The 20,305-nt window shown below is 73.2% G+C and carries 21 protein-coding genes; 15 read left to right on the plus strand and 6 right to left on the minus strand.

All coding sequences use genetic code 11. The features are described from left to right. Positions 1–146 precede the first annotated feature (146 nt). On the plus strand, positions 147–1,106 hold the full coding sequence (locus RWK90_RS15005; protein WP_396230348.1) for a lysophospholipid acyltransferase family protein: 960 nt from the start codon (positions 147–149) through the stop codon (positions 1,104–1,106). A gap of 9 nt (positions 1,107–1,115) precedes the next feature. Here the strand turns inward: RWK90_RS15005 and RWK90_RS15010 are convergent, their stop codons facing one another. Next, positions 1,116–2,270 (minus strand): HAD family hydrolase, encoded by a 1,155-nt coding sequence (locus RWK90_RS15010; protein ID WP_396230346.1) that lies wholly within the window; start codon positions 2,268–2,270, stop codon positions 1,116–1,118. A gap of 71 nt (positions 2,271–2,341) precedes the next feature. Between RWK90_RS15010 and RWK90_RS15015 the strand changes: the two genes are divergently transcribed. Then, on the plus strand, positions 2,342–2,611 hold the full coding sequence (locus tag RWK90_RS15015; protein ID WP_314038421.1) for a glutaredoxin family protein: 270 nt from the start codon (positions 2,342–2,344) through the stop codon (positions 2,609–2,611). A gap of 34 nt (positions 2,612–2,645) precedes the next feature. Here RWK90_RS15015 and RWK90_RS15020 read toward each other — a convergent pair whose 3' ends face one another. Further along, positions 2,646–3,002: an HNH endonuclease signature motif containing protein gene (locus tag RWK90_RS15020; protein ID WP_314038442.1), complete on the minus strand. Its 357-nt coding sequence runs from the start codon at positions 3,000–3,002 to the stop codon at positions 2,646–2,648. Between the two features lie 396 nt (positions 3,003–3,398). Here RWK90_RS15020 and RWK90_RS15025 point away from each other — a divergent pair, with 396 nt between their 5' ends. The 3 genes from RWK90_RS15025 to RWK90_RS15035 all read left to right on the plus strand — a co-directional run bounded on the left by RWK90_RS15025 (position 3,399) and on the right by RWK90_RS15035 (position 7,545). Further along, positions 3,399–4,778, plus strand: a complete 1,380-nt coding sequence (locus tag RWK90_RS15025) for a glutamyl-tRNA reductase (protein ID WP_314038422.1) — start codon at positions 3,399–3,401, stop codon at positions 4,776–4,778. Then, positions 4,775–5,839, plus strand: a complete 1,065-nt coding sequence (gene hemC / locus RWK90_RS15030) for a hydroxymethylbilane synthase (protein WP_314038423.1) — start codon at positions 4,775–4,777, stop codon at positions 5,837–5,839. The genes RWK90_RS15025 and hemC overlap by 4 nt, the downstream gene beginning before the upstream one ends. Positions 5,840–5,901: 62 nt before the next feature. Further along, positions 5,902–7,545 carry a uroporphyrinogen-III synthase gene (locus tag RWK90_RS15035; RefSeq protein WP_314038424.1) on the plus strand — a complete coding sequence of 548 codons (1,644 nt, stop codon included), beginning with the start codon at positions 5,902–5,904 and terminating at the stop codon, positions 7,543–7,545. A gap of 72 nt (positions 7,546–7,617) precedes the next feature. Here the strand turns inward: RWK90_RS15035 and RWK90_RS15040 are convergent, their stop codons facing one another. The 4 genes from RWK90_RS15040 to RWK90_RS15055 form a co-directional block, all read right to left on the minus strand. Further along, positions 7,618–7,773 carry a hypothetical protein gene (locus tag RWK90_RS15040; RefSeq protein WP_314038425.1) on the minus strand — a complete coding sequence of 52 codons (156 nt, stop codon included), beginning with the start codon at positions 7,771–7,773 and terminating at the stop codon, positions 7,618–7,620. Between the two features lie 26 nt (positions 7,774–7,799). Then, the gene (locus RWK90_RS15045; RefSeq protein WP_314038426.1) at positions 7,800–9,107 is read right to left on the minus strand and encodes a hypothetical protein; all 1,308 of its coding nucleotides are present in this window, start codon (positions 9,105–9,107) and stop codon (positions 7,800–7,802) included. Continuing rightward, entirely contained in the window at positions 9,104–10,522 is a 1,419-nt protein-coding gene (locus RWK90_RS15050) for a lipase family protein (protein WP_314038427.1), read from the minus strand. Before RWK90_RS15050 ends, RWK90_RS15045 begins: the two co-directional genes overlap by 4 nt. A 121-nt stretch (positions 10,523–10,643) precedes the next feature. Continuing rightward, positions 10,644–11,081 carry a MarR family transcriptional regulator gene (locus RWK90_RS15055; protein WP_314038428.1) on the minus strand — a complete coding sequence of 146 codons (438 nt, stop codon included), beginning with the start codon at positions 11,079–11,081 and terminating at the stop codon, positions 10,644–10,646. Positions 11,082–11,173: 92 nt separating this feature from the next. Between RWK90_RS15055 and RWK90_RS15060 the strand changes: the two genes are divergently transcribed. The 10 genes from RWK90_RS15060 to RWK90_RS15105 all read left to right on the plus strand — a co-directional run bounded on the left by RWK90_RS15060 (position 11,174) and on the right by RWK90_RS15105 (position 20,239). Then, a complete protein-coding gene (locus RWK90_RS15060) occupies positions 11,174–11,821 on the plus strand; it encodes a maleylpyruvate isomerase family mycothiol-dependent enzyme (RefSeq protein WP_314038429.1) in 648 nt (215 codons plus the stop codon). Between the two features lie 51 nt (positions 11,822–11,872). After that, complete coding sequence (hemB, locus tag RWK90_RS15065) at positions 11,873–12,913, plus strand: porphobilinogen synthase (protein WP_314038430.1); 1,041 nt, start codon at positions 11,873–11,875, stop codon at positions 12,911–12,913. After that, a complete protein-coding gene (locus RWK90_RS15070) occupies positions 12,910–13,527 on the plus strand; it encodes a hypothetical protein (protein WP_314038431.1) in 618 nt (205 codons plus the stop codon). Before hemB ends, RWK90_RS15070 begins: the two co-directional genes overlap by 4 nt. Next, a complete protein-coding gene (locus RWK90_RS15075) occupies positions 13,514–14,080 on the plus strand; it encodes a hypothetical protein (protein ID WP_314038432.1) in 567 nt (188 codons plus the stop codon). Before RWK90_RS15070 ends, RWK90_RS15075 begins: the two co-directional genes overlap by 14 nt. Further along, entirely contained in the window at positions 14,077–14,319 is a 243-nt protein-coding gene (locus tag RWK90_RS15080) for a hypothetical protein (protein ID WP_314038433.1), read from the plus strand. The genes RWK90_RS15075 and RWK90_RS15080 overlap by 4 nt, the downstream gene beginning before the upstream one ends. 282 nt (positions 14,320–14,601) lie before the next feature. After that, positions 14,602–16,470 carry an alpha/beta fold hydrolase gene (locus RWK90_RS15085; RefSeq protein WP_314038434.1) on the plus strand — a complete coding sequence of 623 codons (1,869 nt, stop codon included), beginning with the start codon at positions 14,602–14,604 and terminating at the stop codon, positions 16,468–16,470. Between the two features lie 84 nt (positions 16,471–16,554). Then, positions 16,555–17,865 carry a glutamate-1-semialdehyde 2,1-aminomutase gene (gene hemL, locus RWK90_RS15090; protein ID WP_314038443.1) on the plus strand — a complete coding sequence of 437 codons (1,311 nt, stop codon included), beginning with the start codon at positions 16,555–16,557 and terminating at the stop codon, positions 17,863–17,865. A 284-nt stretch (positions 17,866–18,149) separates the two neighbouring features. Next, a complete protein-coding gene (locus RWK90_RS15095; RefSeq protein WP_314038444.1) occupies positions 18,150–18,770 on the plus strand; it encodes a histidine phosphatase family protein in 621 nt (206 codons plus the stop codon). A 3-nt stretch (positions 18,771–18,773) separates the two neighbouring features. Beyond that, positions 18,774–19,382, plus strand: coding sequence for a TlpA disulfide reductase family protein (locus tag RWK90_RS15100; protein WP_314038435.1), 609 nt, complete (start codon positions 18,774–18,776; stop codon positions 19,380–19,382). Then, positions 19,379–20,239 carry a cytochrome c biogenesis CcdA family protein gene (locus RWK90_RS15105; protein ID WP_314038436.1) on the plus strand — a complete coding sequence of 287 codons (861 nt, stop codon included), beginning with the start codon at positions 19,379–19,381 and terminating at the stop codon, positions 20,237–20,239. The genes RWK90_RS15100 and RWK90_RS15105 overlap by 4 nt, the downstream gene beginning before the upstream one ends. The last annotated feature ends 66 nt before the right edge of the window (positions 20,240–20,305 follow it).

The raw sequence follows: 20,305 nt of genomic DNA on the forward strand, positions 1-20,305 counted from the left end.
AACCCCTCGGCGGACCCCGCTGGGGCGAGGGCCGCCGCGACTCCCGCAGCGACCGCGTGGTGGGGGAGGGCTTCCTCGGCGACACCACTGGCAGCGATGCCGCCGCCACCGAGATCGGCCGCATCATCGACCGGTTCCTCACATCCATGCGCGCCTCGATCGGGCAGGTCGCCGAGGCCCTCCCGATCGACGCCGAGGTCCTGGCGCCCGTGCGTGACCTCGCCCGGAGCGTCGACACGATGCTCGCGACCGGCGACGTCAGCGCGCTGACCAGCCTGGCCGACGCCGTCAACCACGCCGGGGAACTGCTCGCCACCCGCATCACCGGCGGGTACGAGGTCGACGAGTTCGGGTTCGACGAGCACTTCCACACCCACGTCTGGCTCCCCCTGTGGCGTCCGCTGTTCGAGCACTGGTTCCGCGTCGAGGTGATCGGCGCGGAGAACATCCCCGCCGAGGGCGCCGGCCTGCTCGTGTCCAACCACGCGGGCGTCCTGCCGCTCGACGGGATGATGACCACTGTCGCCGTCCACGACCACGCCGGTCGCGCCCTGCGCCTGCTCGCCGCCGACCTCGCCATGAGCCTGCCGGTGTCCGCGCCGCTCGCCCGGCGGGCCGGCGCCACCCTGGCGTGCACCGCCGACGCGGAGCGACTACTGGAGGCCGGCCACGTGGTGGCGGTGTGGCCCGAGGGGTTCAAGGGCCTCGGCAAGCCGTTCGCCGACCGCTACCGGCTGCAGCGCTTCGGCCGCGGCGGGTTCGTGGCGACCGCCCTGGCCGCCGGGGCGCCGATCATCCCCTGCTCCGTGGTCGGCTCCGAGGAGATCTACCCCAAGATCGGCGAGATCCCCGCGCTGGCCCGGCTGCTCGGCCTGCCGTACATGCCCGTGACCCCCGCGTTCCCGCTGCTCGGGGCGCTCGGCGGGGTACCGCTGCCCACCAAGTGGACGATGGAGTTCGGCGAGCCCATCGAGACCTCCCACCTGGGGCCCGACGCCGCCGACGACCCCATGGTGGTCTTCGAGATCACCGATCAGGTCCGCGAGACCATCCAGAACACCCTGTTCCGCAACCTCGCACGGCGCGGCAGCGTGTTCTTCGGCTGAAGAGCCCGGTCAGAACATGCGGCGGATCGAGCCCACCGCGCGCACGCCGTACGACGACCGCGCCGCCGCCCGCGCCCCCGCGAGCCCGCCGACCGCCAGCACGCCCGGCATCGCCTTCTTGGCCGCCTTGCGCACCGTCCGGAAGTCCTTGACGTCCCAGCCGTTCTCCGAGGCGTATTTGCGCAGCTTGGAATCCGGGTTGATGGCCACCGGGTTGCCGACCATCGTCAGCATGGGCATGTCGTTGAAGCTGTCCGAGTACGCGTAGCAGCGGGACAGGTCGAACCCCTCGGCCTCGGCGAGCCGGGAGATCGCGTGCGCCTTACCGGGCCCGTGCAGGATGTCGCCCACCAGGCGGCCCGTGTAGACGCCGTCGTGCTCCTCCGCGACCGTGCCCAACGCGCCCGACAGGCCCAGCCGGGTGGCGATCACACGCGCCAGCATCACGGGCGTCGCGGTCACCAGCCAGACCTGCTGCCCGGCGTCGAGGTGCATCTGCACGAGCGAGCGGGTGCCGGGCCAGACGCGGTCGAGCATCGACGTGTCCACGACCTCCTCGCTCAGCTCGGTCAGCTCGGTGACGGTGCGCCCCTTGACGAAGCTGAGCGCCTTGTCCCGGCCCGCCGCGACGTCGTCGGCGTTCTCCTCGCCGGAGATGCGGAACTTCGCCTGCGACCACGCCAGCCCGGCGAGGTCGCGGGCGGTGAAGAAGCGGTGCTTGGCCAGGCCGCGCGCGAGCAGGATGATCGACGCGCCCTGGATGAGGGTGTTGTCCACGTCGAAGAACGCGGCGACCCGCGGGTCGGCGACGAACGGCTCGGCGTCGGCCGCGTCCGCGGAGGGGGCGGCGGGTGCGGTGACCTCGGTGTCCGGCTCGAGCTTGACGGCGTGCTCGGCAGAGGCCTCACCGGCGACCCGCTGGACCCGCGCGTCGCGGCGGCGCCACACGAGCCGCCCCAGCAGGGAGACCACATCGGCCCGACCGGGCAGGCGCCGGCGGCGCGACGGGGCGGCGGGATCGGCCGGTTCCGCAGGGTCGGTGGCGGCCGCGGCGTCCGGGGCGGGCGGGACCTCGTCGTCGTCCCCCGGGGCGCCGTGCCCGGGCCCGTCGGTGCGGGGCTCGTCGGCGCGGTCGTCGTGGTTCTCCGGGCGGGAGTCGTTCACCGGGCGGGACCTCCTCGGGGGCTGCGACCCCATCCTAGGGGAGCCGCGAACGGGTGGTGCACTATCGAGGCATGGTGCACACGGTGACCCTGTTGACCCGCGAGGGCTGCGGCAGTTGCGTCCGCGTCCACGGCCAGTTGCTGCCCCTGTGCGAGGGTGCCGGCGCGCGGCTCGAGGTGGTCGACGTGGACCGCGCCGACGACCCCGAACTCGCCCCGGAGTACGGGGACCGCCTGCCGGTGGTGTTGGTCGACGGTGCGGAGCACTCGTGTTGGGAGGTCGACGACGACGAGCTCCTGGCCACCCTCGCCGGGGCCCGCCCGTTCGCGGGGTGGGACTGAACCGGCCGGGAGGTAGGCCGGGTTCCGGGCGTGGTCAGTCCGCGGCGCCGGCGGGCCGGTCGCGCAGGGCCCGCAGGATGGTCGCGTGCCGGAGCAGGAAGGCGCCCTCGTCCAACTTCTTGCGGCGCAGCCAGCCGGTGACCTCGCTGTTGTGCTTGCTCGCGTTGCACGAGGCGCAGGCCGGCACCACGTTCTCCAGGGTGTAGCGCCCGCCCCGGGAGATCGGCTGGACGCAGTCGCGCTGCAGGGCCGGGCCCTCGGCGAGGCAGTAGGCGCAGCCGCCCCACGCGTCGAGGAGGGCGGTCCACTGCAGGTCGGTGAGGTCGTTGTCGACGCGGGCCAGGCGGCGGCGCCGGCGGGTGGCGTACCGGGCGCGGGTGGCGGCGGACATCGTGGCGGAGGACCTGCGACGCGGGGGCACGCAGGACAGCCTACGTCGGCCGGGGGTGCGGGTCCGCGCTGTTCACGGGCGGTGTGAGGCGCTGCACGGATATACCATCCGGGGTGGTGACGGTTTTGTCCCGGGGTGTCATGCGGGTTACGGTGGATCCCGTTACGGGTCGTACGCAGGCTTGCACGCCACGGCCGTCCCGGCAGGGCGTTCCCGATCCGGGTGTGCCCTGTGCACAGCCGTGAACACCGACAGGAGACGACCGACTGTGGACCAGCGTTCCGCGTGTTCGTCCTGCGGGGCCGCGTCCTCCGCCCGAGTGGTGTCTCCCCGAGTTGACGAGCTGGCATCCATTCTGGCATGGGCCCGTCCGGCCCTGACGTCCGGGGGTCGGTTGTGAGCATTCTCCTGGTGGGTGTGTCCCACCACAGTGCGCCGGTGGCGCTGCTCGAGGCCGTGGCGGTGTCCGAGGTCGACCGGGACGCGCTGACCGAGGAGCTCATCGCCGGGGAGAACGTCGACGAGGCGATGATCGTCACCACCTGCAACCGCGTCGAGGTGTACTCGGCCGTGGACGCGTTCCACCCGGCGCTCGACGACGTGGTGACCCTGCTCTCGCGCCACTCCGGCCTGCCCGTTGACGAGCTCAGCCGCCACCTGTACGTCCGGTACTCCGAGTCCGCGGCCGAGCACCTGTTCTCCGTCGCCTCGGGACTCGACTCCATGGTCGTGGGCGAGCAGCAGATCATCGGCCAGATCCGCACCGCGTACCAATCCGCGTCCGAGATCGGCGCCGCCGGGACGACCCTGCACCGCCTCGCCCAGCAGGCCCTGCACGTGGGCAAGCGCGTCCACACCGAGACCGGCATCGACTCGGCGGGCGCGTCCGTGGTGTCGGTGGCGCTGGACCGGGCGGCCGAGATCCTCAACGCGAGCGCCGCCGAGCCCGCCACCGACGGCACCGGCGCGGCCGCCGACGCCGGCCCCGCCACCGACACCCCGGCCTCGCGCCGGCTCGACGGGCGCCGTGCGGTCGTGCTCGGCGCCGGCGCCATGGGCGGCCTCGCCGTGGCCCACCTCGGCCGCGGCGGGATCTCCCACATCGACATCACCAACCGCACCCCCGAGCGCGCCGACCGCCTCTCCGAGATCGCCCGCGACTCCGGCACCCCCGCCGCGGCGTTCCCGCTCGAGGAGCTCGCCTCCGCGGTCGCCCGCGCCGACATCCTCTTCACGTGCACCGGCGCCGTCGGCACGGTCGTCACGCTCGGCGACATCCACACCGCGCTGGCGCGCCGTGCCGACCGCGGGCCGCTCGTCATCTGCGACCTCGGCATGCCGCGCGACGTCGACCCCGCCGTCGCCGGCCTGCCCGGCGTCACCGTGCTCGGCATCGAGGCGCTCAAGGCCGACCCCGCCACCTCCTCCGCCGCCGCGGACGCCGACGCCGCCCGCACGATCGTCGACGCCGAGCTCACCTCGTACGTGCAGGCCGAGCGCATGGCCGGCGTCGGGCCGCTCATCGGACAGCTGCGCGGCCGCGGCGGGCAGGTCGTCGCCGCCGAGATGCGTCGACTCGAGTCCCGGCTGCCCGACCTCGACGACAAGGTCCGCGACGAGGTCGCCAACACCGTCCGCCGCGTCGTCGACAAGCTCCTGCACCCGCCCACCGTGCGGTTCAAGGAACTCGCCGCCCAACCGGACGGGGAGAACTACGCGGCGGTCGTACGCACCCTGTTCGACCTGGACCGCGACGTGGACGAGGAGGCCTCATGAGCAGCAGGACCCTGAAGGTGGGCACTCGCGGCAGCACCCTGGCCACCACCCAGGCCGGGCACGTGCGCGACGCCCTCATCGCCGCCGGGTACCCGGCCGAGCTGGTGATAGTGCAGACCAAGGGCGACGTCGTGATGGCCCCCGTCGAGCGCATCGGCGTGGGCGTGTTCACCCTCGAACTGCGCGCCGCCCTAGAGCGTGGCGACTGCGACATCGCCGTCCACTCGTACAAGGACCTGCCGACCGCGCGCGACGACCGGTTCGCCCCGATCGCCGTGCCGCCGCGGGTGGACCCCTCCGACGTGCTCATCGCCCGCGACGGGCTGACCATGGAGACGCTGCCGCAGGGCGCCCGCGTCGGCACCTCCGCCCCACGCCGGCGCTCCCAGCTGGCGGCCCTGCGGCCCGACCTGGACCTGCACCCCCTGCGCGGGAACATCGACACGCGGATGGGATACGTCACCAGCGGCGACCTCGACGCCGTCGTCCTGGCCGCCGCCGGGCTCGACCGCACACGGGTCGGCGACCGCGCCACCCACCGGTTCGGCATCGACGAGATGTTGCCGGCCCCGGCGCAGGGCGCCCTCGCGGTCGAGGCGCGGGCGGACGACGCGGAGGCGATCGCGGCCCTCGCCGTCGTCGACCACCTACCCTCCCGCGTCCGCATCGCCGCCGAGCGGCGACTCCTCGCCGACCTCGAGGCCGGGTGCACCGCCCCCGTCGGCGCGCGCGCCGAGCTCAGCGGCGTGGCCCCCGCCCGGTCCGACTTCGCCGGCACCGACCCGGGCGCCGACGCCCCGGCCCCCGACGCGGTCCTCACCCTGCACGCGGTCGTCGCCGCCCACGACGGTTCCACCGTCCTGCGCACCGAGGGCACCACGATCCCCGCAGACCACCCCGACGGGCCGATCGCCGCCGCCGAGGAGCTGGGACGCCGCCTCGCGGCCGAACTGCTCGACCGCGGCGCCCGCGACCTCATGTCCGCCGACGCCCCCGAGCACCGACCCCCGCTCGTACCCAGGGAATCCACGACGGCCCCACCGACCGTCACCGACCCCTGACCCCCGAACTCCCATCTCGCGCGCAGCCAGCGCGCGACACCCACCCCACGGAGAGACGAACCATGACTCGAGCACGCACCACCCGCCCCGGAACCGTCCGCTTCGTCGGCGGCGGTCCAGGCAACGCGGGGATGCTCACCTGCCGGGCCCGCGAGGTCCTCGCCGGCAACGCGCTGGTCTTCGCCGACGCCGACGTGTCGGCCGACGTATTGGCCCTGGTCGCCACCGAGGTCCCCGTCCCGCAGGAACTGCTCGACGCGCGCGAGGCCGAGATGGACGCCGCCGTCGCTGCCGAGGACAAGGCCGAGGTCAAGCGCCTCAAGGCCCTGCCCGCGCCCACCGCCGCCGACGTCCGGCCCGTCCTCGGTGAGCCCTCCGCCGTGGCCAAGCAGCTCGTCGCCGAGGCCAAGAAGGGCCGCGACGTCGTCCGCCTCGTCACCGGCGACCCCATGACCACCGACGCCACCGTCACCGAGATCGCCGCCGTCGGCCGCACCGTCGTGCCGTTCGAGGTCGTCCCCGGCGTCGCCGAGGCCACCGCCGTACCCGCGTTCGCCGGCATCGCGCTCGGCTCGAACTACGTGTTCGCCGACGGCCGCGGCAAGGTCGACTGGGCCTCGCTCGTCAGCTCGCCCGGCCCCATCGTCCTGCGCACCACCGGCCGCCACCTCGCCGAGGCCGCCTCCAACCTCGCCGAGCAGGGCCTCGCCGCCGGCACCCCGGTCACCGTGACCTGCTCCGGATCGCTCTGTGCCCAGAAGTCCGCCGACGGTACCCTGGCGACCATGGCCGAGGTCGGGCGCGACATGGACGGCGACCTGGTGGTGACCATCGGCAAGTCCGCCGGCGAGCGGCACCGCCACCAGTGGTGGGAGTCGCGTGCCCTGTTCGGCTGGAACGTCCTCGTGCCCCGCACCAAGGCCCAGTCGGCCGAGATGAGCGAGCGCATCGCCGAGCACGGCGCCGTGCCCGTCGAGGTGCCCACCATCGCCGTCGAACCGCCCCGCAGCCCCGCCCAGATGGAGCGCGCCGTCAAGGGCCTCGTCGACGGCCGCTACCAGTGGGTCGTGTTCACCTCCTCCAACGCCGTGCGCGCCGTGTGGGAGAAGTTCGTCGAGTTCGGCCTCGACGCCCGCGCCTTCTCCGGCGTGAAGATCGCCTGCGTCGGCGAGGGCACCGCCGCCCGCGTCCGCGAACTGGGCATCCAGCCCGAGCTTCTGCCCAGCGGCGAACAGTCCAGCCTCGGCCTGCTCGAGGTGTTCCCGCCGTACGACGACGTCCTGGACCCCGTCAACCGGGTCCTGCTGCCGCGCGCCGACATCGCCACCGAGACCCTCGCCGAGGGCCTGACCGCCCGCGGCTGGGAGATCGAGGACGTCACCGCCTACCGCACCGTGCGGGCCGCCCCGCCCGCCGCCGAGATCCGCGAGATGATCAAGACCGGCGGGTTCGACGCGGTGTGCTTCACCAGCTCCTCGACCGTCCGCAACCTCGTTGGCATCGCCGGCAAGCCGCACGCCCGCACGCTCATCGCCTGCATCGGGCCGCGCACCGCCGAGACCGCCGTCGAGTTCGGCCTGCGGGTGGACGTGCAGCCCGAGAACGCGTCCGTGCTCGAACTGGTCGACGCGCTGGCCGCGCACGCCGACCACCTGCGCGCCGCCGGCGAACTGCCGCCCCCACGGCGCCGCGCCCGCCGGCGCTGACCGGCGCCGCCCGGCCGGGGTCGGCTGCTCAGCGGTCGACCGGCGGCGTCCCGGAGGCCGGCCGGTGGCGGCTCACCACCGCCCCCGGCCGCCGAGTGCGGCGTCCAGGCCCTGCGCCAGCGAGACCAGCAGGGCGCTGCTTCCCCAGGTGACCATGTAGCCCACCGAGTGGGCGGCACCGGGCAGGAGCTCAAGCCAGGTGCCGGGGTTCAGGTCGAGGCGGTGCATGTGGGCTCCTTGTGGACGTGCGTTCCTCACGGAACGGTGATGTAGGTGGCGCGGGCGACCGCGTCGAGGATCTGCGGGATCCGCGAGGTCGCGCGCGCGGCCTCGAACTGCTGCTCGTACGGCAGGCGCAGCGTGGCCTCGAGCGCCGGCCAGTTGTGTTCCGACTCGTGCCGGTAGCGGGGGAGCAGCTGCGAGCTGACGTAGTCCCACCGCTCCTCGTACCGTGACCAGTCCCAGCCGGGCAGCGGCGTGTGCAGCGTCGCCGGTCGGCCGTCGGGGAGGACCCCGGAGACCGTGATCGGCCTGTGGTTCCGCAGCGGCGGCACCCCCGCGACCGACGGTGAGCCCGCGAGGGTCATGAGGAAGGTGAACGCCTCCCCGAGCCCGTCCTCGTAGTCGCGGACCTCGTCCCACATCCCCGCCACCACCCACCCCTGCTCCCGGTTGAGCAGGGTGGCGTTGCCGCTCGCGATCCGGTCCGGGTCGCCCGAGGCGATGTCGTACCAGGCGCCCATGATGTCGCCGGGGAACAACCCGGCCCGGTGCATCTCCTCCAGGCCCGGTAAACCTTCGTGCACATAGACGTGGTGCATCGGCATGAGGTCGGAGAAGATCGCCTTCTGCATGATCACCACGCGGGTGACGAACCAGTACAGGTCCTCGGTCGTGATGTCGCCCGCGCGCTCGGCCAGCACCCGCAGGCCGCCGGGGAGCTGCGCCACGGCCTCGGGGCCGAACGCCGCCTCGACGGTGGTGAAGACCTCCCGCGCCGCCTGCTGGAGTCCGGGGGCGTCGTACAGCCGGGTGACCCATTCGATGTCGGCGATCCCGCCACCGAAATCGCCGCCCACCTGGCCGCCCATCCCCGCCCACTGCAGCTCGCGCCGCGCCAGCTGGAAGTCCTGGTAGTAGCGGTAGGACTTGAGCATGTTGGACCGGTTGGCCGTGAACCCGTCGAACGGGTTCCACGTCGCGAGGTCGATCCCGGCCTCCTCCGTCGCCTGCACCAGACGGTATTGCAGCAGCAGCGCCGCATACGAGGTCTCCGGCCGGCCCGCCGCCCGGGCCTGTTCCACCAGCGCGCCGAGATGCGTTGAGCTCGTGGGCAGTGCGCGGTGGACCCCGCCGGGTTCGACGTCGGCGAGGCGGTTGGTCAGGGGCAGTCCCAGGAAGTGCTCGAGCTCGAGCTCGAGCGCCTGCGCCTGCGCCTGCGCCTGCGCCTGCGCCTGCTCGTGCGCGGACGCGCGGGGCGACGGGACGACCGCGCCCGCCAGCAGCGACGTCACGGCCAGGACCGGGGCGATCACCGCGACCACGGCACGGGCCGTCCTCATCGGATCTCCTCCATGAGCCAGCTCACCGCGTGCATACCGAACAGCTCCGTGGTCCAGCGGTACGGGTCGGTGAGCAGGACGTCGTTCCCGCACTCGAGGCCGTGGTAGCGCACGTCCACGCCCTGCGCCCGGTACGCCTCGACGAGCTGTCGCGAGTCCTCGGCGGGCGTCACGACCATGAACGAGTCGTCTGCGACGCAGGAGGAGACGAGCACCCGGCCCGGCGGTCGCAGCGCCGGATCGTTGCCCGGGTTGCCGAGGCCGAGGGTGTTCTCGCGGAACACCGCCTGGAACTCCGGTCGATCCGCGGGACGGGTCCCGTCGAGGAACAGCAGGCCCTGCGGCACGAACGGTGTCGCGAAGTAGAAGGGGACCTGGCAGCTGTCCCGGAACACGTCTGCGAGCGCGCGGCCGGCCGGCGTGAGCTTGGCGTCCAGATCCAGTTCCGGGTACTGCGCCTCCAGACCCACGAGGGTCGCGAGCACGAAACCGGACCCCAGGTGGCCGTCGGCGAAGTCCAGGAAATTCCGCTGGTTCACGGCCAGGGCCTCGAGCATCGTCGCGCGGATGTCGAGCTCGGGCGCGTACCAGGGCTGGTACTCGAGCGCGAAGGCCGCGCCGACGCCCCCACCCGCGACGCCGAACAGCCCGACCCCGTTGTCCGGGTTCAGACCCGGCCCGGGCACCGTGTACGCGGCGCGGAGCCCGTTGAGCAGCGCCATCCCGGCGTAGCGTCCGGCGAAGACCCCGTGGACGCCAGGATCGGCGTCGTTGCCGATGTCGGAGATCACGACCGCGGCGCCCTCTCCGAGCATCTGCATCAGCGGCCCCACCGCGAACCACGCCGAGGCGTCCGCGAACGCGCCGCCGCTCCATTGCGAGGACGGGTGGCACCTCGCTCCCGCGGAGTCGTTCGTCTCCTGGTACGCCACGACCGGGCGTGTGGAGTCGTCCGCGCCGTCGTCCGGCAGCAGGATGACCCCGGTGCTGACCACCCGGTCGCCGCGGACGTCCTCGGTCACGTACATCGTCCGCCATGCGCGGATCCCGGCGGGCTTGATGCCGTTGAAGATCACCTCGAAGGGCTCGGACTTGAGCAGGTGCCCCATCGGCATCGAGTTGTCGAGCGCGGGTTCGGCGTAGAAGTCGCCCGCCGGCCCCCACAGCCCGCGGACGTTCTCGTCGAACGAGGCGGGCACTCCATCGCGGACGGCCGCCACCGCGAACGGGTTGAGCACCTCGCTGAGGGCCGGCGGGAGGAGGGGTTCAGGCCGGTCCCGGGCGGTCGCGGGGCCCACGGCGAGCGCGGCCGCCAGGCAGGTGGCCAGCGCCGTGACGAGGGCGCGAGCGAGGGCGACCCGGCCCGGCCGGCTCGGGCCGGAATCGGTCGTCCCGGGGGTGGTAGGCGTGCGCATGCGTGAGGTCCTGACGTCCGGTCTGCCCGGGATGACGGCGACGGCGCACCGGGGGGCAGAGTGTCGCCACGAAAGATGGCACATGCTCACGGGAGTGTGAATGTGTACATATCTCCGCACCTCAGGGGTCGACCAGTCCCCGCAGCTCGAGCAACGCCGCACGCAGCTGGTCCATCGTCTCGGGGCCCAGGTGCGCCCGCCACTCCGCGTCGATGCGGCGCTCCGCCGCCCGGGCGACCGGAACGAGCTCCCGGCCGCGGGCCGTGAGCCGCACCAACCGGGCCCGGCCGTCATCCGGGTCCACCACCCGCCGGACGTAGCCCGCCGCGGCCAAGCGGTCCACCAGCGCCGTCGCGGTCTGTTTGGCGATCCGGGCGCGCTCGGCCAACACGACGAGCCGGCTGCCCTCGTCGTCGTCGATCCCCGCCAACAGTCGGACCTGCGCGCGCGTGAGGTCTGCGAACCCCGCCTCGGCGAGCGCGGTCGCGATCCGGTCCTCGGCCGCGCGGTACCCGAGCCACATGAGCAGGCTGGTCGGCGCCGCGCTGTCGTCGTCCACGGGAACTCCTCAGGATCGGCCGCTCGAGATAGTCCTATGATGGTACTAGTCGCGGCCCGGTGGGCCGGGCCGCACCGGGGAGAGGGGTCGTCATGGACGACACCGGGGTCTGGGCGGCCGTCGACCGACGCCGCCGCGACATCGCCGACTACCTCGAGGCACTGCCGCCCGGCGACTGGCACCGGCCCTCGCTGTGCGACGCGTGGACCATCCGCGAGGTCGCCGCGCACCTCACCCTCGCCGGGCTGCCGCGGCACCGGCTCGCGGCGCTGGCGCTGCGCCACCCGGGCGGGACCAACCGGCTGATCCGCGAGACCGCCGTGGCGCTGGCGCGGCGGATGACCGACGAGCAGATCGTCGACGCCCTGCGCGACATGATCGGCCTGCACCGACCGTTCCCGGGGCTGACCTGTCGCGAGGCGCTCGTCGATGCCGTCGGGCACACCCAGGACCTCACCCTGCCCCTGGGCCGCGAGATCCCCGTGCCCCCCGCCGAGATCGCCGCCGCCGCCGACCACGTCGTGTCCTACGGCGGCCGCGGCAACGCCAAGGTCTTCCGCCCGCTGCCCACCGACGGCGTGCGGATGGTCGCGACCGACCACTACTGGGCCGCCGGCACCGGGCCCGAGGTCACCGGGACCACGCGGGACCTGTTCCTGCTCCTGACCGGACGGACCGTCCACCTCGACCGCCTGGCCGGACCCGGCGCGGGGACGCTGCGCGAGCGGATCGGGGTGTAGGGCGGGTCCGCGCCCCGCCGTGCCACCGGCGACTTTCGTACAGTGGGACCCGTGACGACACCGCCTGACGACACCGCCTCCGTCCCCGCGCCGCTGGCGCGGCCACGTCGACTGCGCTCGACGCCGGCCATGCGCCGACTCGTCGCCGAGACCACGCTCGTCCCGCGCCAGCTGGTCCTGCCCGCCTTCGTCGCCGACGGCATCGACGCGCCGCGCGACATCTCGTCGCTGCCCGGGGTCGTCCAGCACACCATCGACTCGCTGCGCCGCGAGGCCGTCGCCGCCGCCGAGGCCGGGCTCGGCGGGATCATGCTGTTCGGCGTCCCCCTCGACGCCGACAAGGACGCCACCGGCAGCTGCGGCGCCGACCCGGACGGCATCCTCAACCGCGCCCTGGCCGCCGTCCGCGCCGAGGTCGGCGACGACCTGGTGATCATGGCCGACACCTGCCTCGACGAGTTCACCGACCACGGCCACTGCGGCGTGCTCGGCACCGACCCGCGCGGCGAGCAGATCGTCGACAACGACGCCACCCTCGTCGCCTACAACGACCTCGCCGTGGCCCAGGCCGCCGCCGGCGCCCACGTCGTGGGACCCAGCGGGATGATGGACGGGCAGATCGCCGCCATCCGCGAGGCCCTCGACCGCGAGGGCCATCAGGACGTCGCCGTGCTCGCCTACAGCGCCAAGTACGCCAGCGCGTTCTACGGCCCCTTCCGCGAGGCCGTCGGCTCCTCCCTCCGCGGCGACCGCCGCACCTACCAGCAGGACCCCGCCAACCTGCGCGAGTCCCTGCGCGAGGTGCAGCTCGACCTCGACGAGGGCGCCGACATGGTCATGGTCAAGCCCGCCATGTCCTACCTCGACGTCCTGCGCCAGACCGCCGAGATCTCCGACGTGCCCGTGGCCGCCTACCAGGTCTCCGGCGAGTACGCGATGATCTCCGCCGCCGCCGAGCGTGGCTGGATCGACCACGACCCCGCCGTCATGGAATCCCTGCTCTCCATCCGGCGCGCCGGCGCCGACATCGTCCTGACCTACTGGGCCCGTCACGCCGCCCACCTGCTCACCCAGGGCTGGGGCGCGCGGTGACACAACGCAGCGGCCCCTGGCGCCCGCCCGCGCGCCCCGCTGAGCCCGGCGGCGCCGCCGACCAGCACGCTCCGGCCGAGCCCGACGAGCCCGCGGGGCCGCCGCCGGAGGAGATCCACACCGCGTGGGCGCTCTGGCTGACCGCCGCCGCGTTCGGACTGGTCGGCATGCTCGTCAACGCCGCCACCGCGTCCTTCAGCGACCTGCCCGCCGCCACCCGGGACGCGTTCCGCGACGCCGTCGCGAACACCGGGGACCTCGACGTCTCCGTCGAGAACATGTTCTCCATCTCCCTGGCCGTGGGCGCCGTCGTGGCATTGCTCGCCGCCGCGGTCACCGTGTGGCTGGCCTACCGCCTCCGCGCGGGCAAGGGCTGGGCCCGCACCATGCTCGACATCGTCGCCGTGTTCCTCATCGTCGACGCGGTGTCCGTGATCATCGGCGTGTTCGGGGGTGTCGCGGTCGCGGGGGAGCGGGGCGACGTGGTGAGCTTCCTCGTCATCGCCCTGCAGATCCTCGCCGGCCTGTGCGCCGCCACCGCCGTATGGCGCCAGCACACCGGCGAGGCCATGGCGTTCACCACCCCGGGCGGCGGTGCGCGTGCCGGCAAGTGACGCCGCCGCCACACGGCCGGGAATCGAGCCCGAGGGGCCGATCCTGTACTCCGAGGACGGCTGGAGCTGGGCGTGGATCCTCGCCGCCCCGGTGTTCTGCGCGGCCGCCGCGGTGTTCGAGCTGGTCACCGGCGCCCCCGTCCACTGGCTGATGCTCACCGTCTGCGCGATCGCCTCGGCCCTGTGCCACGGCGTGATGATCGCGGCCACCCGCGTCCACGGCCGCGTCCGGCTCACCCCGCACCTGTACATCCAGGGCACCGAGGAACTCGAACTGGGCCGGATCGACGCGGTGTTGCCGCTGCCGACCGGCGGCGAGCCCGAGGCGTCCTGGGAGACGGCCCGCACGCTCGGCGAATTGCGGGACGTCCCGCGCCGCCGCGGGGCGGTGGGCCTGCGCCTGGACTCCGGCGCCGAGGTCCGCGCGTGGGCCCGCGATCGCGCCGCCCTGCACGCCGCGCTCTCCGGCGCCGTCGCGGCGACCGCCGGAGGCGCGGAGCGCGAGGGGCCGGGGCCCGCCCCCGAGCGCCCCGGCGAGTCGGACCCCGCGTGAGCTCCCGCCGACTCGCGGTGGCCGCCGTCGTCACCGCCGCCCTCGCCGTCCTGTTGTGGTGGCTGTCCCGGGACGTGGTGACCGTGCTCCCGCCGGTGGTAGACCCGCTTGTCGAGGGCACGATCGAGCGGGTCCGGACCGATACCAGGCTGCTGCTCGGCGCCACCGCGTCCGCGGGACTGGCCATGGTGCTGACGACCCTGGCGGTCCTCCGTCGCTCCCCCCGTCACGGGGCGTGACATATCCACATCTAGCTGGGGCTTTCCCGGCGTCACGGGTCGGCCGGTAACGATCGTGTGACGGTTGGCCGAGTCCGCACGGGGCACCACCGCGTGGCGAGGGTCACGGGCTACATTTGGTGCGGTTCGGACGCATGTGACGCTCGTGAAAACGGGCAGTCGATGCGTCCGATTCGCCGGAGAGACACCTACAGCACATGGAATCGGGGATCGGTGCAGCCGTCTAGCACTTTTGTTGGCACCACGGCGGTCGTCGGGGCGATCGCACTTCTGGGGACCGGGGTGGCCTCGGCCACCCAGGTCGAATGGCAGGACTGCACCGAGATGCTCGGGATCGAGGCCGAGTACGTGCCCGCCGGCCTCGAGTGCGGAACGGTCGAGGTCCCCGTGGACTACAACGCACCCGACGCGGCCAAGACCACCGTCGCCCTGACGCGGATCAAGGCGTCCTCCGGGCAGCCCCGCTCCACGGTGTTCGGCAACCCCGGAGGGCCCGGCAACTACGCGCTGAACTTCTGGAGCCCGGCCCTCGACGGCAGCGGTCCCGAGGGCCTGTACGAGAACCACGACCTCGTGGCCGTCCAGCCGCGCGGGCTCTACGGCTCCAACCCGATGGTCTGCAACGTCGACTTCGTGGGCCCCAACTCCGCCAACGCGCTCCGCGACGCCTGCTACGGCACCGATCCCGAGTACATGGCCTCCATGACCACCGAGAACGCCGCCCGCGACATGAACGCCGTCCGCGAGGCCCTCGAGCTGGCCGAGATCGACTACGTGGGCGTGTCCTACGGCACGGCGATCGGCACCGACTTCGCGACCCTGTTCCCCGAGCACACCGGGCGCATGGTGCTGGACTCCAACACGCACCCCGACTGGCGGTGGTCCAAGCAGGCAGAGCAGGGCGCGCTGGCCCAGGAGAAGCGGGTCAACGACATCTTCGCCTGGATCGCCGAGCGCGACGACTACTACGGCCTCGGCGACACCCCGCTGAAGGTGTTCCACTCCTGGAAGTGGGTCACCGACCAGGAGGTGGGCGGACCCGCCAACCTCACCCCGCCGCCGGCCGAGGCCCGCGACCTGCCCGTCGAACTCCGCGGCACCCCCGTCGAGAACGCCGCGCTGGACGTCATCAACGGCACCGCCCCCGCCAGGGCGCGCGTGGAGGGCTTCGCCCGCGCCGCCGCACTGCAGGGCCTGACGAACAACGCCACCACCGGGCTCTACGACGCGACCGTCGGCGCCACCTACTCCGAGCAGGCCTGGCCGATGCTCGCCCACATCCTCAAGTACTACAACGACGGTGGCACCATCGCCCGCGTCGACTACGAGACCGTCGGTCTGATGCTCGCCGCGCAGGAGAACCGCTCTCCCGTTTACCGCACCGATATCGAGATGAACTCGATCATCACGTGCAACGAGACCGCCGACCCGTCCAGCCAGCTCGGCGTCATGTCGGCCAAGGTGGACAAGTTCACCGGCGGCAACCGACTCGCCACCCGGGCCGCGGTCGAGGCCGCCGGGGACGACTGCGTGGGCTGGGAGCCGGTCGCGCGGACCATCAGCCCCAACGGGGACGCGCTCGACGAGAAGCCGCTGGTCCTGCACTCCGAGGACGACGCGATCACCCCGATCGCCGGCGCGCACCGCGTCGTGGAGGCGCTCGGCGGCACCCTGGTCACCGTCGGCGGCGGCGATCACGGCAACTTCCGGACGGGCAACGCGGCCGTCGACAAGCTGGTGATGGACTTCCTCCGCACCGGCGACGCGACCCCCGGACACGTCGAGGGCAAGCCGTCGCCCGAGCCGCTGCCCCGGTGGGGCGAGGCCGAGCGGATCGCGGCGGCCCAGCAGGGCATGTCCGCGCCCGTGGCCGGCGCCGACGACTGGTACGGAACCCACCGCGACACCGGCGCAGGCGGCGTGAACGCCTCCGGTCTCGGGTCCGCCGGCGTCCCGGCGACCGGCTCGCTCGGCGCTCCCGCCCCCGCGCCCGCCGCAGCGCCGGCTCCGGCGCCGCTGCCCACCCCGGAGCAGCTGCACCAGCAGGCCGAGAAGGCGCTGCAGGACTTCGCCGGGCAGGTCGACGCCGCCGCCAAGTCGCTGTTCGCGCCCTTCGCACCCCCGGCCCCGCCGGCGCAGCCGCAGGTCTGACACCACGAGGGGGTACTCGCGGCCGGACTTTGAGACACTGGGGGAGTGACGTCTGCGAGTGATGCCTTCCCGACCCCGTCCGGCATGTCCGGTACCGCCCGATCGGCCGAGCTCTTCGCCGAAGCGCGCGAGCTGATCCCCGGGGGTGTCAACTCCCCGGTGCGCGCCTTCAACTCCGTCGGCGGAACCCCGCGCTTCATCCGCGAAGCGCGGGGTTCTCGCATGACGGACGTCGACGGCAACACCTACATCGACCTCGTCTGCTCGTGGGGCCCGATGATCCACGGGCACGCCCACCCGGAGATCGTCGAAGCCGTGCGCGACGCCGCCACCCGTGGCCTGAGCTTCGGCACCCCCACCGAGGGAGAGGTCGACCTGGCGCGCGAGATCATCTCCCGCACGTCCGTGGAGGAGGTGCGCCTCGTCAACTCCGGCACCGAGGCCACCATGAGCGCCGTGCGCCTGGCCCGAGGGTTCACCGGCCGGCCGAAGGTCATCAAGTTCTCCGGCTGCTACCACGGCCACGTCGACGCCCTCCTCGCCGACGCCGGCTCCGGCCTGGCCACGTTCGCCCTTCCGGACTCGCCCGGCGTGACAGGCGCGACCGCCCACGACACGATCGTGCTGCCGTTCAACGACATCGAGGCCGTCCGCCTGGCGTTCGCCAACCACGGCGGCGAGATCGCGTGCGTCATCACGGAGGCCGCCGCCGGCAACATGGGCACCGTCCCACCGCTGCCCGGCTTCAACGAGGAACTGCGCACCCTGTGCTCCGACAACGGCGCGCTGCTGGTGATGGACGAGGTCATGACCGGCTTCCGCGCCGGTGACCGCGGCTGGTGGGGCATCGAGGGCGTCGCCGGCGACCTCACCACCTTCGGCAAGGTCATGTCCGGTGGCCTTCCCGCCGCCGCGTTCGGCGGACGAGCAGACGTCATGGCCGCCCTCGCGCCGGCCGGCCCCGTCTACCAGGCGGGCACCCTGTCCGGGAACCCCGTCGCCGTAGCCGCGGGCCTGGCCTCCCTGCGCCTGGCCGACCACTCCTGCTACTACACCCTGCAGACCAACGCCGACCGGCTCGAGGCCCTCATCGGCAACGCTCTGCACGCCGCCGGCGTCGCCCACACCATCCAGCGGGCGGGCACCATGTTCAGCGTCTTCTTCACCGAGGACCAGGTCACCGACTACGCCGGCGCCAAGGCCGCCGAGACGTTCCGGTACGCGCCCTTCTTCAACACCCTGCTGGACCGGGGCATCTACGCCCCGCCGAGCGCGTTCGAGACCTGGTTCGTCTCCACCGCCCTCACCGACGACGACTTCCAGCACATCGCCGACGCCCTTCCCGTCGCCGCCGAGGCGGCCGCCGCCGCGACCGCGCCCGAGGACGGCCGATGAGTCGCACCGGCCGCGGCCTCCGGGGGCGCCTCGCCGTCCCGGCGACGGGCCCCACGTCATTGCCGATCCCCCTGCGCGGAGACCATCCCGCCCCCGCCGCGGCGCCGCCGTCGCTGGGCGGGTCCGTGGCCACCGCGGCCCCCGCGGGAGCCCCCGTCGAGACCCAGCCCGAGGGGTCCGCGTCCTATGGCGCCGAGCCGGGGACGATCGCCGCTCCTGGGGAGCCGACCTCGTCGTCGTCGACCCCCCGGGACACCTCGGCCCGCGCCGGTGAGACGCAGACCATCGTCCACCTCGTCCGGCACGGCGAGGTCCACAACCCCGAGGGTGTCCTCTACGGACGCCTGCCCGGGTTCCGGCTGTCGGAGCTGGGACGCAGCCAGGCCGAGACCGTCGGTCGCGTGCTCGGGCAGGGGCACGACATCGTGTCGATCGTCGCCTCCCCGCTGCAACGCGCCCAGGAGACGGCCGCCCCGCTGGCCGAGACGCTGGGGCTGCCGGTGGGGATCGACGCCGACATCATCGAGGCGGAGAACCGTTTCGAGGGACGCAAGGTCGGCGGACCCGGCGGAGCGCTGCGTGATCCGCAGTACTGGCCGATCCTCGTCAACCCGCTGCGGCCGTCGTGGGGTGAGCCGTACCTGCAGATCGCGCACCGCATGATCGGCGCCGTGTACTCCACCCTCGACGCCGCCCGCGGACACGAGGCCGTCCTGGTGAGCCACCAGCTGCCGGTCTACACCACGCGACGCTTCCTCGAGGGCCGGCGACTGTGGCACGACCCGCGCTCGCGGCAGTGCTCGCTGGCCTCGATCACCTCCCTGGTGTTCGAGGGGACCACGCTGCGCGACATCGTCTATTCGGAACCGGCGGGCGCCTCCGACCCGTCCCAGACTGGAGCATGATCCATGCGTAAGACCAAGGCCGCGCTGGGCGCGTTGCTGCTCACCGGCGCGCTCGTCTCCGGGTGCGCGACCGGCGACGACGCCGTGGTGGTGGGACCCGAGACGTTCGAGTTCGTCAGTCCCGACGGTCAGATCGAGATCCACTACGACCCCCCGGCCGAGCGCAAGCCCGTCGCGACGCTCACGGGGCCGGACCTGCTCGACCCCGACCGCACGCTCACCGTGCAGGAGGACTTCGCCGGCCAGGTCGTGGTCCTGAACCTGTGGGGCCAGTGGTGCGGCCCGTGCCGCGCCGAGTCCGACGACCTGCAGCGCCTGCAGGAGGAGTACGAGCCCCGCGGTGCCACCGTGTTCGGCATCAACCTGCGCGACCCCAACCGGCAGAAGCCCGTCGACTTCGTGCAGGACAACGGCATCACGTACCCCTCGATCTGGGACCCGAGCAACGCCGCCGTCGCGGCCCTGCGCGGATTCCCGACGTCCGTGGTGCCGGCGACGATCATCCTCGACAAGCAGCACCGGGTGGCGGCCGTGTACCTGGCCGAGATCACCGATGAGCAGCTGAGCACCACCGTCGAGTCGTTGCTCGCCGAGGAGGTCGAGCAAGTGTGACCCCCGAGGTGATCCTGCTCGCGCAGAGCGTGGGGGAGACGTTCCAGCAGACCGTGGCCAGCGGCCCGATCCTGCTGGCCCTGGGCGCGTGCCTGCTGGCCGGGCTCGTGTCCTTCGCCTCGCCCTGCGTGATCCCCCTGGTGCCCGGCTACCTGGCGTACCTGGCCAGCGTCGTGGGCGCCGAGCGCCCGCCGGTCACTGCCGCCGCGGCCGAGAAGCAGCGCGCGGCGACGGCGACCCTCACCGTGGAGGAGCGGCGCACCCGCCGCGCCTCCCGCGCACGCGTGGTGGGGGCGTCCCTGCTCTTCGTGGGCGGCTTCACCGTGGTGTTCGTCCTGCTCAGCGCGATGGTGCTGGGGACCGTTCAGTACCTCGCGCCCCAGCAGGAACTGCTGCAGCGGCTCGGTGGCGTCGTGACGATCATCATGGGCCTGGTCTTCATCGGCCTGGTGCCCACCCTCCAGCGCGACACGCGCATGCAGCCCAAGGCCCTGTCGACCTGGCTGGGCGCCCCGATGCTCGGGGCCGTGTTCGCACTCGGCTGGACCCCGTGCCTGGGCCCGACCCTGGCCGCCGCGCTGTCGGTGGCCGCCGGCACCGGCGTCGATGCGGCCCGCGGCGTCCTGCTGATCGTGGCGTACTGCTTCGGCCTCGGACTGCCGTTCGTCGTGGTCGCGTTCGGGTCCACCTGGGCGATGCGGACCGTCGGGTGGCTGCAGAAGCACACCCGGGCCATCCAGGTGTTCGGTGGCGTCATGCTCATCGTGGTGGGCCTGCTGCTGCTGTCCGGCGGGTGGGCGCTGTTCATCGACTGGCTGCGCGACTTCGCCATCTCGGACACCACCCTGCCCATCTGATCCAGCGCGCCCCCACGCCCGCCTCCGCGGGGTCATGCTGCGGCCTCGGCGCCGTGCAGGTGTTGC

The sequence above is a fragment of the Dietzia sp. CH92 genome, assembly GCF_032248695.1.
Taxonomy (GTDB): domain Bacteria; phylum Actinomycetota; class Actinomycetes; order Mycobacteriales; family Mycobacteriaceae; genus Dietzia.

Bases quoted from the DNA above. Each gene is read 5' to 3' on its own strand.
- RWK90_RS15005 (WP_396230348.1), top strand. From the start codon at position 147: ATGCGCGCCTCGATCGGGCAGGTCGCCGAGGCCCTCCCGATCGACGCC.
- RWK90_RS15015 (WP_314038421.1), top strand. From the start codon at position 2,342: ATGGTGCACACGGTGACCCTGTTGACCCGCGAGGGCTGCGGCAGTTGC.
- RWK90_RS15020 (WP_314038442.1), bottom strand. From the start codon at position 3,002: ATGTCCGCCGCCACCCGCGCCCGGTACGCCACCCGCCGGCGCCGCCGC.
- hemC (WP_314038423.1), top strand. From the start codon at position 4,775: ATGAGCAGCAGGACCCTGAAGGTGGGCACTCGCGGCAGCACCCTGGCC.
- RWK90_RS15035 (WP_314038424.1), top strand. From the start codon at position 5,902: ATGACTCGAGCACGCACCACCCGCCCCGGAACCGTCCGCTTCGTCGGC.
- RWK90_RS15040 (WP_314038425.1), bottom strand. From the start codon at position 7,773: ATGCACCGCCTCGACCTGAACCCCGGCACCTGGCTTGAGCTCCTGCCC.
- RWK90_RS15045 (WP_314038426.1), bottom strand. From the start codon at position 9,107: ATGAGGACGGCCCGTGCCGTGGTCGCGGTGATCGCCCCGGTCCTGGCC.
- RWK90_RS15050 (WP_314038427.1), bottom strand. From the start codon at position 10,522: ATGCGCACGCCTACCACCCCCGGGACGACCGATTCCGGCCCGAGCCGG.
- RWK90_RS15060 (WP_314038429.1), top strand. From the start codon at position 11,174: ATGGACGACACCGGGGTCTGGGCGGCCGTCGACCGACGCCGCCGCGAC.
- hemL (WP_314038443.1), top strand. From the start codon at position 16,555: ATGTCCGGTACCGCCCGATCGGCCGAGCTCTTCGCCGAAGCGCGCGAG.
- RWK90_RS15100 (WP_314038435.1), top strand. From the start codon at position 18,774: ATGCGTAAGACCAAGGCCGCGCTGGGCGCGTTGCTGCTCACCGGCGCG.